Annotated in this window: 12 protein-coding genes and 1 riboswitch; of the genes, 3 read left to right on the top strand and 9 right to left on the bottom strand. The window is 67.5% G+C overall.

What is annotated here, in order from left to right:
• Nucleotides 1–42: 42 nt before the first annotated feature.
• The 5 genes from KME77_RS02825 to KME77_RS02805 all read right to left on the bottom strand — a co-directional run bounded on the left by KME77_RS02825 (nucleotide 43) and on the right by KME77_RS02805 (nucleotide 6,652).
• Nucleotides 43–2,550: an ATP-dependent Clp protease ATP-binding subunit gene (locus KME77_RS02825; RefSeq protein ID WP_219461536.1), complete on the bottom strand. Its 2,508-nt coding sequence runs from the start codon at nucleotides 2,548–2,550 to the stop codon at nucleotides 43–45.
• Nucleotides 2,551–3,193: 643 nt separating this feature from the next.
• Entirely contained in the window at nucleotides 3,194–3,529 is a 336-nt protein-coding gene (locus tag KME77_RS02820; RefSeq protein WP_219461534.1) for a histone-like nucleoid-structuring protein Lsr2, read from the bottom strand.
• A gap of 532 nt (nucleotides 3,530–4,061) precedes the next feature.
• Entirely contained in the window at nucleotides 4,062–4,556 is a 495-nt protein-coding gene (locus KME77_RS02815) for an RDD family protein (protein ID WP_219461532.1), read from the bottom strand.
• 109 nt (nucleotides 4,557–4,665) lie between these two features.
• Complete coding sequence (locus tag KME77_RS30170) at nucleotides 4,666–5,877, bottom strand: RDD family protein (protein WP_219461530.1); 1,212 nt, start codon at nucleotides 5,875–5,877, stop codon at nucleotides 4,666–4,668.
• A gap of 217 nt (nucleotides 5,878–6,094) precedes the next feature.
• Complete coding sequence (locus KME77_RS02805) at nucleotides 6,095–6,652, bottom strand: amino-acid N-acetyltransferase (protein ID WP_219461527.1); 558 nt, start codon at nucleotides 6,650–6,652, stop codon at nucleotides 6,095–6,097.
• Between the two features lie 289 nt (nucleotides 6,653–6,941).
• A riboswitch (cyclic di-AMP (ydaO/yuaA leader) is annotated at nucleotides 6,942–7,098 on the top strand.
• Between the two features lie 5 nt (nucleotides 7,099–7,103).
• On the opposite strand from KME77_RS02805, the gene KME77_RS29725 reads away from it, so the two are divergent.
• The gene (locus KME77_RS29725) at nucleotides 7,104–8,144 is read left to right on the top strand and encodes a C40 family peptidase (protein WP_308250515.1); all 1,041 of its coding nucleotides are present in this window, start codon (nucleotides 7,104–7,106) and stop codon (nucleotides 8,142–8,144) included.
• 100 nt (nucleotides 8,145–8,244) lie between these two features.
• Here KME77_RS29725 and KME77_RS02795 read toward each other — a convergent pair whose 3' ends face one another.
• Nucleotides 8,245–8,457 carry a LuxR C-terminal-related transcriptional regulator gene (locus KME77_RS02795; protein WP_043615366.1) on the bottom strand — a complete coding sequence of 71 codons (213 nt, stop codon included), beginning with the start codon at nucleotides 8,455–8,457 and terminating at the stop codon, nucleotides 8,245–8,247.
• Between the two features lie 449 nt (nucleotides 8,458–8,906).
• Between KME77_RS02795 and KME77_RS02790 the strand changes: the two genes are divergently transcribed.
• Complete coding sequence (locus KME77_RS02790) at nucleotides 8,907–9,854, top strand: cytochrome P450 (RefSeq protein ID WP_308250514.1); 948 nt, start codon at nucleotides 8,907–8,909, stop codon at nucleotides 9,852–9,854.
• Nucleotides 9,855–9,901: 47 nt separating this feature from the next.
• Here KME77_RS02790 and lysX read toward each other — a convergent pair whose 3' ends face one another.
• Entirely contained in the window at nucleotides 9,902–11,359 is a 1,458-nt protein-coding gene (lysX, locus tag KME77_RS02785) for a bifunctional lysylphosphatidylglycerol synthetase/lysine--tRNA ligase LysX (RefSeq protein ID WP_246609073.1), read from the bottom strand.
• A 170-nt stretch (nucleotides 11,360–11,529) separates the two neighbouring features.
• On the opposite strand from lysX, the gene KME77_RS02780 reads away from it, so the two are divergent.
• Entirely contained in the window at nucleotides 11,530–11,997 is a 468-nt protein-coding gene (locus KME77_RS02780) for a hypothetical protein (protein ID WP_219461520.1), read from the top strand.
• A gap of 70 nt (nucleotides 11,998–12,067) precedes the next feature.
• Here KME77_RS02780 and KME77_RS02775 read toward each other — a convergent pair whose 3' ends face one another.
• Nucleotides 12,068–12,850, bottom strand: a complete 783-nt coding sequence (locus tag KME77_RS02775; RefSeq protein WP_219461516.1) for a type III pantothenate kinase — start codon at nucleotides 12,848–12,850, stop codon at nucleotides 12,068–12,070.
• Nucleotides 12,851–12,854: 4 nt separating this feature from the next.
• Nucleotides 12,855–15,410 carry an L-aspartate oxidase gene (locus KME77_RS02770; protein ID WP_219461513.1) on the bottom strand — a complete coding sequence of 852 codons (2,556 nt, stop codon included), beginning with the start codon at nucleotides 15,408–15,410 and terminating at the stop codon, nucleotides 12,855–12,857.
• Nucleotides 15,411–15,611 lie beyond the last annotated feature (201 nt).

The following is a 15,611-nucleotide window of genomic DNA, read 5'->3' as shown; positions in this document are numbered from 1 at the left end:
CCGTGTGAGTGATCACACGGGGGTTTCCGAAGGTAGAGCCGGTCAGTTCTTGATCGAGCCCGCGATGGCCGCGGCCGAGTCGGGAACCTGGCTGGACGCGACGTTCTCACCGGTGAAGATGAACTTCGCGTTGTCGCCTTCGCCCTCGATCGTCACCTTGACCACCTGACCCGGACGAAGCTCCCCGTACAGGATCTTCTCCGACAGCGAGTCCTCGAGCTCCCGCTGGATCGTCCGGCGCAGCGGCCGGGCGCCCATGACGGGGTCGTAGCCGCGGTCGGCGAGCAGCTGCTTGGCGTCGGGAGAGACGTCGAGCCCCATGTCGCGGTCCTTGAGCCGGGCGTCGACCTGGGTGAGCATCAGATCCACGATCAGGATGATCTCGGCCGGCGTCAGCTGGTGGAAGACCACGATGTCGTCGACACGGTTGAGGAACTCGGGCCGGAAGTGCTGCTTGAGCTCTTCCTGGACCTTGGACTTCATCCGGTCGTAGTTGGAGTCGGCGTCGTTGGACTTCGCGAACCCGACCCCGATGCCCTTGGAGATGTCACGGGTGCCGAGGTTGGTGGTCATGATGATGACCGTGTTCTTGAAGTCGACCACGCGGCCCTGGGCGTCGGTCAGGCGACCGTCCTCCAGGATCTGCAGCAGCGAGTTGAAGATGTCGGGGTGGGCCTTCTCGATCTCGTCGAACAGGACCACGGAGAACGGCTTGCGCCGCACCTTCTCGGTGAGCTGGCCGCCCTCCTCGTACCCGACGTAGCCGGGAGGCGAGCCGAACAGCCTGGAGACGGTGTGCTTCTCCATGAACTCCGACATGTCCAGGCTGATCAGAGCGTCTTCGTCGCCGAAGAGGAACTCCGCCAGAGCCTTGGACAGCTCGGTCTTACCGACGCCGGACGGGCCGGCGAAGATGAACGAGCCACCGGGACGGCGCGGGTCCTTCAGACCGGCGCGGGTACGCCGGATGGAGCGCGACAGACCCTTGATGGCATCGTCCTGGCCGATGATCCGCTTGTGGAGCTCGTCCTCCATGCGGAGCAGGCGCTGCGACTCCTCCTCAGTCAGCTTGAAGACCGGGATGCCGGTGGCCGTCGCCAGGACCTCGGCGATGAGCTCCTCGGTGACCTCGGCCACGACGTCCATGTCGCCGGCCTTCCACTCCTTCTCCCGCCGCTCGCGCTTGAGCTGGAGCTGCTTCTCCTGGTCGCGGAGGGCAGCCGCCTTCTCGAAGTCCTGCGCGTCGATCGCGGACTCCTTGTCACGGCGGACGTTGGCGATCTTCTCGTCGTACTCGCGCAGGTCCGGCGGAGCGGTCATCCGGCGGATGCGCATCCGGGAGCCGGCCTCGTCGATGAGGTCGATCGCCTTGTCGGGAAGGTAGCGGTCGCTGATGTAGCGGTCGGCCAGCTGCGCGGCGGCGACCAGCGCGCCATCGGTGATGGACACGCGGTGGTGCGCCTCGTAGCGGTCGCGCAGACCCTTGAGGATCTCGATCGTGTGGCTGAGCGAGGGCTCGGCCACCTGGATCGGCTGGAACCGGCGCTCGAGAGCGGCGTCCTTCTCCAGGTATTTGCGGTATTCGTCGAGGGTGGTGGCGCCGATGGTCTGCAGCTCACCACGGGCCAGCATCGGCTTGAGGATGCTGGCGGCGTCGATCGCGCCCTCGGCGGCGCCCGCTCCGACGAGCGTGTGCAGCTCGTCGATGAACAGGATGATGTCGCCGCGCGTGCGGATCTCCTTGAGCACCTTCTTCAGGCGCTCCTCGAAGTCACCGCGGTAGCGCGAGCCGGCGACCAGGGCGCCGAGGTCAAGCGTGTAGAGCTGCTTGTCCTTCAGCGTCTCGGGCACCTCGCCCCTGACGATCTTCTGCGACAGGCCCTCGACGACGGCGGTCTTGCCGACGCCGGGCTCGCCGATCAGAACCGGGTTGTTCTTGGTCCTCCGGGAGAGGACCTGCATGACCCGCTCGATCTCCTTCTCACGGCCGATGACCGGATCCAGCTTGCCCTCACGGGCGGCCTGGGTCAGGTTACGGCCGAACTGGTCAAGAACCAGGGACGTCGACGGGGCCGACTCCTGCGGACCGCCCGCGGCGGCCGGCTCCTTGCCCTGGTAGCCGTGGAGCAACTGGATGACCTGCTGCCTGACACGGTTGAGATCGGCTCCAAGCTTGACCAGCACCTGCGCCGCCACACCCTCACCCTCGCGGATGAGCCCGAGCAGGATGTGCTCGGTGCCGATGTAGTTGTGGCCCAGCTGCAAGGCCTCACGGAGCGACAGCTCAAGGACCTTCTTGGCCCGCGGGGTGAACGGAATGTGCCCCGACGGAGCCGACTGGCCCTGGCCGATGATCTCCTCGACCTGCTGGCGCACACCTTCAAGGCTGATGCCGAGGCTCTCCAGAGCCTTGGCGGCTACGCCTTCACCTTCATGGATCAAACCAAGAAGAATGTGCTCAGTGCCGATGTAGTTGTGGTTGAGCATCCTGGCCTCTTCTTGGGCCAAGACGACAACCCGCCTCGCTCGGTCGGTGAACCTCTCGAACATCTCGTCGCTCCTCACAGAGCGGTCAGTCAGGCCGGTAAATCCGGTCCCGTCATCCCGCATGCTAGCCCTGGCTCGGCGAACCGTGCCCACTGCCGCTGACACGCTCTATAGCAGAGACGTTCCCCGAGAGCAGGGCGTTCACCCTCTATCCAACTACCGTTCGGGGGTTACGTGTTCCCGATACGCCGCAAGCGAACGATGTTTAGGGTGCCTGAGGGAAGCCCCTCGAATTGGCCGCCACGGCGTCGACAGATCAGCACGGATCGGTCATCGGACGCTGGGGGCAGGAGGGCCGACCCGCGCACCGTCTGATGCCACGTCCGTGAGCCGTACGTAAACATCCTATGTAAGGAAGCGCGCCCGGCGCCAATCGATCGCGAGAGGGCGCGCGGGGGCCGTGAAATCGCCTGTCTGGTCAGCCGGGTTACCGAACCGGGCCGCGACGGGATCGTAGATCCTCGCTCTTGAGGCTGGAACGCACCACAGCCAAAACTGAGCGATGAGCCCTAAATGACCACTTATGGGCGTTTGGAAGATCGAGTCCAGCATTCGAGAAGGGTCTAGAAATGATCATGCGCTTATGGCGGCCGCCGGGGTCCCGAGGGCGAACGGCATAAGCGCATGGTCAGGAGATGGCTCCTTCTCAGTGAGCCGCTTCGTACTTCTCCACGACAGTGGAGGCGATTCGGCCGCGCTCGCTCACCGGCAGACCGTGAGCCTTGGCCCACTGCCGGATCTCCGAGCTCTTCTCGCGGCTCATCGCGCGCTGCCCGCCGCCGCGCCCACGCCGACGCGTGGATACGGCACCGGAGCGGCGAGCGTGCTGTACGAAAGGCGTGAGCGCGTCCCTCAGCTTCTTGGCGTTAAGGTCGCTCAGGTCAATCTCATAGGAGGAGCCGTCAATAGCGAAGCTGACCGTCTCATTGGCCTCGCCCCCATCGAGGTCATCGATGAGAATCTCCTGGATCTGCTTGGCCATCTACGCAATCCTTTCCGGAGCATTGTTTCATTCGCCTGCCCAAACATATACCCGGAAAGGCGCGGAGACAATTCAGTGCAACGGAGATTCCACCTGATCCAGCCATGATTCCGTCTGACTCACGGCACTGTTGCCGCTACTCAGCCTGATCCTGCTGGTTTGGACGCCGTCCAGCCGCCTCGGATCGGACCAACTTCACTACGCCAAAGATGAAGGCGCCGCCCACGACCACAGGCGGGATCAGCGCTGACAATACGTCGGTAAGCTCCTGCATTCGTCCTCGCCTCCACAGCGGACGGGGGTTTCGACGGGCGTTTTATCCACAAGCGGACCTAGCATGAGCGTCCCTCATGCCGCGCTAGGTGGACAACCGCCCGCAACCGACCATAGCGGCACACAGATGCCGTCAGCGTGCCAGGGGCGCCTTCATCCGGCAACCCGGATGCCCCACAGCCTAATACCAGTCTCTCCAGGCTCCTTACCGGATCAAGAGAAAATCTTTCAGAAAGGCATCGGCGCAGGTACACAAGCCTCAGCGAAGATCTTTGGACACCAGTGTTCCGGCGATCCTGTCGTGCGGCCCACGTTGCAGCGGCTTGTCGATCAAGATGAGCATGCCGACCGCGAACGCGAAGATTCCGGCCAGCACATTGACCACCGGAATGCCCATCAGCATGGCCGTCCCGGGATAGACCAGAGACCGTTTCAGCAGAGCGCCCCGCGACAGATCCGAGGGCGAGACGCGAATCCTCATGATCGCCTTGCCGAACGTACGGCCGCCCATGGAATGCGCGGCCCAGTCATAGACCGTATATCCCAGCCCGGCGAGCAGCCATGCGAACACGCCGGGCAGTAGGCCGTCGAAGGTCTCCAACAGCCCGACAGTCCGGAAGAAGCCCCACAGCGCGATGAACAGAATGTAATAGAAGACACCGAAGACGAGGGCTTCAATCAGCCGGGCGGCCAGCCGTTCCCACCATTCCGCGGGGACGGCGTCACTCCATGGGGGCAACGGCAACCCGGTCATAACCCACCTCGCGCCTTCGGGGAACCAGCGAGTACCCCATTTTGGTACTCCCCTCACATACAAAACAGAGGCCGGCGGGCAGCCGGCCTCTGTTTCGTGTCCGCGAAGACTACTTGATCTTCACCACCACGGTGTGGACGAACTTGTCGGCGAACGTCTGCTGCAGCGGCTTGTCCCAGAGCTGGGAAGCGCCGTTCAGCGCGACGAGAACAGCACCGAGCAGCGACCCCAGGAACGGGATGACGCCCAGGATGTAACCGCCCCACGTACCGCCGGCGCGCTTGAGCGCCACGTCGTTCGACAGGCCGCCGGGCGGGAGCATGTTGCCCATGGGCACGATCTTGATGCCCATGACCATCTTGCCGACCGTCTGGCCGTTCATCTTGGTCATGAAGAACTCGTAGCCCACGTAAATGGCCGTCAGGACGACGGTCACGAGAAGGCTCACGACGAAGCCGCTGAAGAAGCCCGTCGTCACGCCGCTCACGGAGCTGTAGCTGGCCACGAAAATGGCCGTGAACACCAGGTTGACCACCCAGTAGGCGATGCCGAGGATGACACCGTCGATGATCCTGGCCACCAGCCGCTGCCACCACTCGGCGAGCGGGGCCGGGGCCCCGGGCGGCTGCACCCCGTAGGGCTGGGCGCCGTAGCCGGGCTGCTGACCGTACTGCTGGCCGTAGCCCTGCTGCCCGCCGTAGGCAGGTTGCTGCTGCTGGCCGTAGCCAGGCTGACCGCCGTACGAGGGCTGCTGCTGGCCGTACTGCTGCTGGCCGTAGCCAGGCTGCGACGGCTGCTGCTGCCCGTAGCCGGGCTGGGAGGGCTGCTGCTGGCCGTAGCCAGGCTGGGACTGCTGCTGCTGTCCATAGCCGGGCTGCTGACCGCCGTAGGACGGCTGCTGCTGCCCGTAACCGGGCTGCTGACCGTACCCCGGCTGCTGGCCGGAGGCGGGCTGCTGGCCGTAGCCGGGCTGCTGGCCGTAGCCGGGCTGGGACTGCTGCTGCTGTCCGTAGCCCTGCCCGTAGTCGGGCTGCTGGCCGGAGGACTGCTGCTGCCCGTAACCGGGCTGCTGGCCGTACCCGGGCTGCTGCCCGTAGCCAGGCTGCTGGCTCGAGGCCTGCTGCTGGCCGTACTGCTGCTGTTGCCCGTAACCGGGCTGCTGACCGTACCCCTGTTGCTGCTGTCCGTACTGCTGCTGGCCGTAGCCGGGCTGCTGACCGTAACCAGGCTGGGACTGCTGCTGCTGGCCGTAGGCGGGTTGCTGCCCGTAACCCTGCTGCTGGCCGTAGGCGTCTTCCGCCCGGTAGCCAACGACCGTCACATCAGGGTCGGGCTCGCCATGGGGGCGGCCCGTGTTCTGGTGTCCGTATTCGGGAGTCCCGCCAGGCGTAGAATTCTCGCCGGATTCGTCCTGTGGATACGGCGGCTGTCCGGTGCTCACCGTGTCACCTCGCTTCGAGTGCGCATGTGGCGCGTGTCAGGACACATGCCTGTGCTGCCCAACGTATCGACATAGGTATCAACAATCACCTTTCCCATTAGTCAAGGTCCGCGTCACCCGATGTCAAGTGGAGCAGCATGCGGGTGTTCCCCAGGGTGTTCGGCTTGACGTGTTCCAGATCGAGGAACTCGGCGACTCCCTCGTCGTACGAGGCCAGGAGCTCGGCGTAGACCTCCGGCGCCACCGGGGTGCCCTGGATGGGCCGGAAACCGTGCCTGGCGAAGAAATCAACCTCAAAAGTCAGGCAGAAAACCCGGCGCAGGCCGAGTTCGCGTGCCGTAATGATCAAGGATGAGACGATCCTGTGCCCGATTCCCAGTCCGCGGTGCTCCGGATTGACGGCCACGGTGCGAATCTCGGCCAGATCCTCCCACAACACGTGCAAAGCACCACAGCCGACCACCTCGCCGTCGCGTTCGGCGATCCAGAACTCCTGTACGTCCTCGTACAGGGTGACGGTGGCCTTTTCCAGCAGCCGGGGCCCGGCGCCCGCGTACGTGTCGACGAGGCGCCTGATCGTTCTGACGTCGGGCGTGCGGGCACGCCGGACGACGACCTCCGTGTCCGGGACTGTGACTTCGGCGACCTGCTCCATGGGTCTCCAGCGTACAGATCCGATTACGGCTCTCCCCTAACTCTGGCCTCTCGCCTACCTCCTGACATCTGCGGACGATTCGAGCGGCCCCTGAGTATGGATGGCGTCCAGACTTCCATGTCTTGACGAACCTTGGGCAAAGAGGACATAAAGTCTGTTGTGTCCCGTCAAGCACGAGATCACCCTGTGACCCTTCAGTTGCGAAACCTCTACAGACTTGGCAGTTCTGGTTGAGCAACAACCCGGAGTGCACTAATGTCCAGCGACGATGTCACCCGCGCGAGCCAAGCGCGGAGACGCGCCCAATCCCCGCGAGGGGAGCCGGGGACCCACCGGTGGCGACCTGTTCTCGCCACCTTCCCCGGGGTGAATCCGGACGACCGTCCGGTAGGGCTGCTCCGGCCCGAACCCGTCAGCTAACCCGGTAGGCGCCGATGAGAGGAGCTGGTTGGTGAAGTACGCCCACAATCGCGAGGGGAAGCCCGCGGGCAGCGACGCCCGCCCTCCGGAACGCCGGAAGGCCTCCACCCGCCTGGGTGTCATCGGGGCGACGGTCGCCGCCCTGATCTTCACCGTTCCCCTGGGCGCCGCCGCCGACCCCAAGCCCTCCCTTCAGGAGCTGTCCAAGAAGGCCGAGGAGCTGCACACGCAGATCGAGACGCTCAGCGAGCAGTACAACGGCCAGCGCGAGAAGCTCAAGACCGCCAAGAAGGCGTCCGACGCGGCCCAGAAGACGCTGGCCAGCAGCGAGTCCGACCTGGCCGCCAAGCACGCCAAGGCCTCGCTGCTCGCCCAGAGCGCCTACATGAACGGCGGCATGGGCAACTCCCTCGCCATGCTCGGCTCCGGCGACCCCGAGAGCTTCCTCGACAGGGCCGCCACCACCGACGCGATCGAGCAGCAGCAGGGCGAGGCGGTCAACCAGGTCACCAAGGCCAGGGAAGCCGCCGAGCGGGCCAGGACGAGCGCCAAGACCCGCATCGACGAGGTGCAGAAGCTCGTCGATGACCTCGACGACAAGCGCGGGAAGATCACCAAGCTGGTGACCAAGGTCGAGAGCAGCCTCTTCAAGCGCGCGATCGGCGAGGCGGGCCGCCCCGGCTCGCGCGCCGTGCGCGTCAACCTGCCGATCATCGGCGGCGGCAAGGCGGCCGAGGCCGCCAGGTGGGCGCTGACGCAGCAGCTCAAGCCGTACGTCTGGGGCGCCGAGGGCCCGCGCGCCTACGACTGCTCGGGCCTGGTCATGGCCGCCTACCAGCGGGTCGGCATCTCGCTGCCGCACTACACCGGCGACCAGTGGACGGCCGGCCGGCACATCTCCAAGGAGGAGCTGCGCCCCGGCGACCTGGTCTTCTTCTACGGCGACCTGCACCATGTCGGCATCTACATCGGTGGCGGCATGATGATCCACGCGCCGCAGACGGGTGACGTCGTGCGCATCGCGCCCCTCGCCCGCCGTCCGTACGCCGGCGGCGTCCGCATCGCGGACTGAGCACCTGTACGAGCGGACCGAGCACCTGTACGAGCGGACCGAGCACCTGTACGAGCGGACTGAGCACCCGTACGAGCGGTCAGGGCGGTCGAGCGGTCGGTCAGATCAACTGGCGGCGGGCGGCCCAGGCGACGGCCTCTATCGCGGTCGCCACGCCGATGCGATCACAGATGCCCCGTAATCTCCGGCGGACCGTCCGCCCGCTGATATCCAGCCGTCTGCCAACCCGATCGACCGTGACTCCCTTGGCAAGCTCCGCCAGCAACGCCAGATCCGCATGGCTAAGCTCAACGCCCTCAGTGAGCACATCCATCGGGAGCCCTCCCCCCAACAGCCGAACTCGAGACGTCCTTGTCCGAGCAAGCTGCTCGTCTCGCAGAAGGTAAACGCATTCTGGAAAGGTCGTCAAGCACGTCAATCCCCACATTTGACGATCACCATTGACATGATCCGCTGTATGTGAAGTACTCGCCATATGTCGCCACACTTAGGGGCGCGATGAGCGATCACAGCCATCCTTACAACGGCTCCGCCCCCCCTCGTCCCAGCGCCGCGGACATGCTGGGCTTCGATCCGTTCGACCCGGATTTCCTTCGTACTCCATATACGAAATATCGAGAAATGAGGGAGCGCGGGGCGCTCTTTCGCACCCCAGGCGGACTGTTCGTGGCCACCACGCACGCGCACTGTTCGGCGATGCTGCGCGACCCCGCTTTCGGACACGGATCTGACCCGTCCGGCAAGGACGATTCCCAGGAGCCTGTGGATTCATTCCTGCGCATGGACCCTCCCGACCACACCCGGCTGCGCGCACTGGTCAGCCGGGCGTTCACCCCTCGAATGGTGGAGCGGCTGCGGCCGCGCGTCGAGGCCATCGCCGACGAGCTGATCCGCGCGCTGCCCGAACGGGCCGACCTCGTCGCCGCGTACGCCTACCCGCTCCCCATGCTGGTCATCACGGAGATGATGGGCGTGCCGGCGGCCGACTACGGGCGGTTCAAGCGCTGGAGCGAGACGCTGGTGCGCAGCCTCGACCCGATCCTGCCCCCCGAGCTTGAGGCGGTGATCCGGGAGGCCAGGCTGGAGTTCCGCGCCTACTTCCGCGAGCTGCTCGCGGAGCGGCGGAGCAACCCGGGAGAGGACCTGCTCAGCGCGCTCGTCCAGGTCGAGGAGCTGACCGAGCAGGAGCTTCTGGCCACCTGCATTCTGCTACTCGTGGCCGGACACGAGACCACTGTCAACCTCATCGCCAACGGCGTGCTGAACCTTTCCCGCCACGGCGGCCTCGCCCAGGCCGCCGAGCGGCCCAGGGAGGTCGTCGAGGAGGTGCTCAGGTACGACCCGCCGGTCCAGCTCACCTCGCGGGTCGCGCTGCGCGACACCGAGCTCGGCGGCGTGCCGATGCCCAAGGGCACGTCCGTGCTCGCGCTGGTCGGCGGCGCGAACCGGGACCCCGAGGTGTTCGCCGACCCGGACCGGTTCGCTCCCGAGCGGTTCGCCGAGACGCAGGAGGCGGGCCGGCACCTGGCCTTCGGGCTGGGCATCCACTTCTGCCTGGGGGCGACGCTGGCCAGGCTGGAGGGCGAGATCGCGCTGCGGGCGCTGGCCGAGGCCGCGCCCAAGCTGGAGGTGACCGACCCGGCGCCGCCGTACAAGGACAACGTGGTGCTGCGCGGGCTGGCCGCCCTGCCCGTCCGGCTGGGCGCCTAGCCTCCGCGGCTGGGCGCCCAGTTTGTCGGCCGCGCGGCGCCGTGCGGTCAGTGGGTGGGCTTGACCAGCGGGAACAGGATCGTCTCCCGGATGTTGCGGCCGGTGAAGGCCATGATCATCCGGTCGATGCCGATCCCCACGCCGCCCGTGGGCGGCATCGCGTACTCCAGCGACTGCAGGAAGTCCTCGTCGAGCTGCATGGCCTCCAGGTCGCCACCGGCGGCCAGCAGCGACTGCTCGACCAGCCGCCTGCGCTGCTCGATCGGGTCGATCAGCTCGGAGTAGGCGGTGCCCAGCTCGGTGCCGAACCCGATGAGGTCCCACTTCTCGGTCAGCAGCGGGTTGTCGCGGTGCTGGCGGGTCAGCGGCGAGGTCTCCAGCGGGTAGTCCATGACGAACGTGGGCTGGATCAGCGTGTGCTCGACGAGGGCCTCGAAGATCTCCTGGACGAGCTTGCCCTGGCCCCACTTCGGGTCCCAGTGGATGTCCCGCTTGTCGGCATATTTCCGTAGCTGGTCGAGCGGGGTCTCGGTGGTGACCTCCTCGCCCAGCGCCTCGGACACCGTCCCGTACAGCGTGACCCGCGGCCACTCCGCGAGCCCGAGATCGATCTCGGCGCCCTCGTGGACGACCACGGAGGTGCCCAGCGCGGCCACGACGGCCTTCTGGTACATCCGCTGGGTCAGGTCGGCCATGCCGTTGTAGTCGAGGTAGGTGCCGTACGCCTCCAGCATCGTGAACTCGGGGTTGTGCGTGGAGTCGGCGCCCTCGTTGCGGAAGTTGCGGTTGATCTCGAAGACCTTCTCGATGCCGCCGACCACCAGCCGCTTGAGGTAGAGCTCGATCGCGATGCGAAGGTAGAGCTCCATGTTGTACGCGTTGATGTGGGTCTTGAACGGCCTGGCCGTCGCGCCGCCGTGGATCGGCTGCAGCATCGGCGTCTCGACCTCGAGGTAGCCCTCCTCGTGCCAGAAATCGCGGGCCGCGCGCACAGTGGCGCTGCGCAGCCGGGCCATCTTCCTGGCCTCGTCGTTGACGATGAGGTCGACGTAACGCTGACGCACCCGGGCCTCGGGGTCGGTGAGGCCGACGTGCTTCTCCGGCAGCGGGCGCAGGCACTTGGAGGTGATCTGCCAGCTCTCGGCGAGGATCGACAGCTCGCCGCGGCGCGAGGTGATCACCTCGCCCTCCACGCCCACGTGGTCGCCGAGGTCGACGTCGCGCTTCCACGCGGCCAGCGACTCCTCGCCGACCCTGTCGAGCGAGATCATGACCTGGAGGTCGCCGCCGCCGTCGCGGAGCGTGGCGAAGCAGAGCTTGCCGCCCACCCGGTTGAGCATGACGCGGCCCGCGACGCCCACCCTGTCGCCCGTGGCGGTGTCCGGCTCAAGGTCCTGGTATTTCTCCCTGACCTCGGCATTGGTCGCCGTACGGGGAAAGGTCACCGGGTAAGGGTCGACGCCCTCGCTGCGAAGGCGGTCGAGCTTCTCCCTCCGGATGCGCATCTGCTCGGGAAGTTCGTCGCTCACACCATGAAGCGTAGGGGATATGGCGAACTGCAAGGGCTCGTCACCCCTCTGCAGGAGGCCTGCAAGAGGCCTCACGTACCAATGACCCAGCGAGCTCAGGGGGGGACCGGCAAAGAGCCGGCCCAAGGGGAGCTCAAGGAGAGACCATGATCAAGCAGATCGCCACCGGCCTCGCCGCCGTCGCCGCGACCAGCGCCCTTGCCATCGCCGTTCCCACCGCGGCCAACGCGAGCACGGCCGACTGGGACTCGTGGGGCCCGGTGTACTCGCAGAACTACAAGGCCAAGGCCGAGGGCCGGGTCGAGGTCCGCTGGGACCACGACGAGGAGTCCAACACGGTCAGCGTCCGCGGCCGGCTCTGGGACCTGGACCACCGCACCGCCGAGGAGCGCGGCAAGTGCGCGTACGTGAAGTTCCAGGCCGCCGACTTCGACGACGACTGGTCCACCGTCTGGACCCAGAAGTACTGCGGCTACCCCGACTACGCGCCGATCCGGTTCCGCACCCACGACGTCAGCAGCCTGCGCGTGAAGGTCTGCCAGATTCACGAGCACGGCGGCTTCGTGCGCAGGTGTGGTCACTGGGAGGAGATCTACACCGCCGACGCCGAGTAACGGCAGCAGTCCTCAGAACGCAAGCGGCCCCCTCACCCGAGCGGGGGGCCGCTTGTTCATGTCGTCCGTCTTATGCCGTGTTGCGGTTGTAGATCAGCCGCAGGCCGATCAGGGTCAGCCACGGCTCGTGCACGTCGATCGAGCGTGACTCGCCCACCACCAGCGCCGCGTGCCCGCCGGTGGCCACCACGGTCACCTCGTCCGGGTCGTCGGCCAGCTCGGCGGCCATGCGCTCGACGATCCCGTCCACCTGGCCGGCGAACCCGTAGATGATGCCGGCCTGGAGCGCCTCGACGGTGTTCTTGGCGATGACCGAGCGCGGCCTGATCAGCTCCACCTTGTGCAATTGGGCGCCGGCCGCCGCGAGCGCGTCCACGGAGATCTCGATGCCGGGCGCGGTGACGGCGCCGATGTACTCGCCCTTGGCCGAGACCGCGTCGAACGAGGTCGCGGTGCCGAAGTCGACGATGACGCAGGGGCCGCCGTACTGGTCGATGGCCGCCAGCGCGTTGACGATGCGGTCGCTGCCGACCTCCTTGGGGTTGTCCATGCGCACGGGGACGCCGGTGCGGATCCCCGGCTCCACGATCACGGCGGTCACGTCGCCGTAGTAGCGGCGGCACATCTCGCGCATCTCGTTGAGCACGCTCGGCACGGTCGAGCAGATGGAGATGCCGCCGATGTCGGCACCCTTGAGCAACGGCGACTGGGCCAGCAACCCCTGCAGCACGACCGCGATCTCGTCGGCGGTGCGGCGGGCGTCCGTGGCCAGCCTCCAGTGCTCGATGACGTCCTCGCCCTCGAACAGTCCCAGCACCGTGTGCGTGTTGCCGACGTCGATCGTGAGCAGCATTCAATTACCCCCGTAGATCCAGTGCGATGTCCAGGGCTTGGGCCGAGTGCGTCAGCGCTCCCACCGCAAGGTAGTCAACGCCAGTTTCGGCCACATCACGGGCCGATTCCAAGGTCAACCCCCCACTAGCCTCAAGCTTGGCCTGATTTCTCACAATATGGACAGCTTGTGCGGTTTCCTCCACCGTGAAGTTGTCCAGCAGGATCTCCTCCGCGCCCTCGGCCAGCACCGGCCCGAGCTGGTCCAGCCGGTCCACCTCGACCTCGATCGGCAGGTCCGGATACCGCTCTCTCACCGCGCGGAACGCCTCGGCCACGCCACCGGCCGCCACCACGTGGTTGTCCTTGATCAACGCCGCGTCGGACAGCGACATGCGATGGTTGACGCCGCCGCCGCAGCGCACCGCGTACTTCTCCAGCGAGCGCAGGCCCGGCAGCGTCTTGCGGCTGTCGCGCACCCTGGCCTTGGTGCCGCTGACCGCCTCGACCCATCTCCCGGTCAGCGTGGCCACACCCGACAGGTGGGTGAGCAGGTTGAGCGCGGTGCGCTCCGCCGTCAGCACGCCCCTCGTGAGCCCGGCCACGGTCATCAGCACGTCGCCCGCCTTGACGCGCTCGCCGTCCTTGGCCCTGCGTTCGGTACGGGAGGCGCCGAGCCGTACGAACACGGCCTCGGCGACGGCGAGCCCGGCGACGATGCCGTCCTTGCGGGCCACCACGTCCGCCACCGAACGCTGCTCGGCCGGGATGGTGGCCAGGCTCGTCACGTCGCCCGCCTCCTGGAGGTCCTCGGCCAGCGCCCGGTCGATCAGCGCGTCCACCTCCGACGGGTCCAGCCCGGCGGCGGTCAGCTCCTGAGCCAGACGCGGCGGCATGACGTCCTCGTGCGGCGTGTACGTCATCTGCGGTCCTTCCTCGGTGAGGGTCACGTCGAGGTGGCCCAGCCATTCGTTGTCGTCGCGCTCGGGGAAGTCCTCGCGCCAGTGCGAGCCACGCGTCTCCAGCCTGGCCCGTGCCGCGCCGACCAGCACGGTGGCGACGGTGAGCAGGTTCGTCGCCTCCCAGGACTCGGTGCAGGGGGCCACTCGCACGGGGGTCCAGCGGGCGTCCTGGAGCGCCCTGGCGGTGTTCGCCAGGGACTCGCGGCCGCGCAGCACGCCCGCGCCGCCGCTCATGTGACCCTGGATCCTGGCGCGGATCCTCGGGTCGGCCAGACCCGTCCTGTCGCGGCCCGGAACGGGGCCGGGCTCGGCGGGCTCGGCGGATGCACTGGGCTCGCCGGACTCAGCGGGTTCGGGGCGGGTCCGGTGGATGTCGTCGGCGATGCGCTCGGCGAAGACCAGGCCCTCCAGCAGCGAGTTCGAGGCCAGCCTGTTCGCGCCGTGGACGCCGGTGCAGGCCACCTCGCCGCACGCGTACAGGCCGGTGATCGAGGTACGGCCGCGCAGGTCCGTCCTGACGCCGCCGCTGGCGTAGTGGGCGGCCGGGGCGACGGGGATGGGCTCGGTGGCCGGGTCGATGCCGTGTTCGCGGCAGACGGCGTAGATCGTGGGGAAGCGTGTCTTCCATCGCTCCTCGCCGAAGTGGCGGCCGTCGAGGAAGACGTGGCTCGCGCCGCTCTCGCGCATCGTGCGCGTGATCGCCTTGGCGACGACGTCGCGCGGGGCCAGGTCGGCCAGCTCGTGCACGCCCTGCATGAAGGCCCGGCCCTCGTGGTCGACCAGCACCGCGCCCTCGCCCCTGACCGCCTCGGAGATCAGCGGCTGCTGCCCGGTCGAGCCCTCGCCCAGCCACAGCACCGTGGGATGGAACTGGACGAACTCGATGTCCCGCACCACCGCCCCGGCCCTGAGCGCGAGCGCGACGCCGTCGCCGGTGGAGACCACCGGGTTGGTCGTGGCGGCGTACACCTGGCCCATCCCGCCCGTGGCCAGCACCACGGCTCTGGCGTGCACCGCGCCCACGCCGTCGCGCGCGCCCTCGCCCATGACGTGCAGCGTCACGCCCCTCGCCCGGCCGGCCGCGTCGGTCAGCAGGTCGAGCACGAGGGCATGCTCGATCACCTCGACCGCGCCCGCGCCGATCGCCGCCGTCAGGGCGCGCTGCACCTCGGCGCCGGTGGCGTCGCCGCCGGCGTGCACGATCCTGTCGCGGCGGTGGCCGCCCTCCCGGGTGAGCTGCAACTCACCGTCCGGGGTCCGGTCGAACCGGGCGCCCCGCTCCATCAGGCGGCGCAGCGCCCCCGGGCCCTCGGTCACCAGAGCGCGCACGGCCTTCGTGTCGCACAGGCCCACTCCGGCGATCAGGGTGTCGTTCAGGTGCTCCTGCGGGGTGTCGCCCGGGTCCAGCACGGCCGCTATGCCGCCCTGGGCCCAGCGGGTGGAGCCGGACGAGAGCACGTCCTTGGTGACGACCATGACCTTGGCCTGGGGGTCCAGCTCGGCGTAACGCAGGGCCACGGTCAGGCCGGCGACGCCGGAGCCAATGACGACCACGTCCGCCCGGGCGATCCAGCCGGGGGCGGGGGCGGTCAGTCTCAAAGGGATCGCCGGTGTGCTCATGGGGGTCTCCTCAGCTCGGCGAGGGTAATTTCGTCACTATGACGATAATGCCCCCGCACAACTGCTCCGCTCCCGGGGGTGCACGTCCGTGAGGGGGTGCACGTCCGTGAGGGGGTGCACGTCCGTGAGGGGGTGCACGTCCGTGAGGGGGTGCACGTCCGTGAGGGGGTGCACGTCCGTGAGGGGGTGCACGTCCGTGAG

Source organism: Nonomuraea rhizosphaerae, assembly GCF_019396405.1.
Taxonomy (GTDB): Bacteria; Actinomycetota; Actinomycetes; order Streptosporangiales; family Streptosporangiaceae; genus Nonomuraea; species Nonomuraea rhizosphaerae.
Note: the sequence above shows the minus strand (reverse complement) of the source record. Positions and strands in the feature narration are given on the sequence as shown.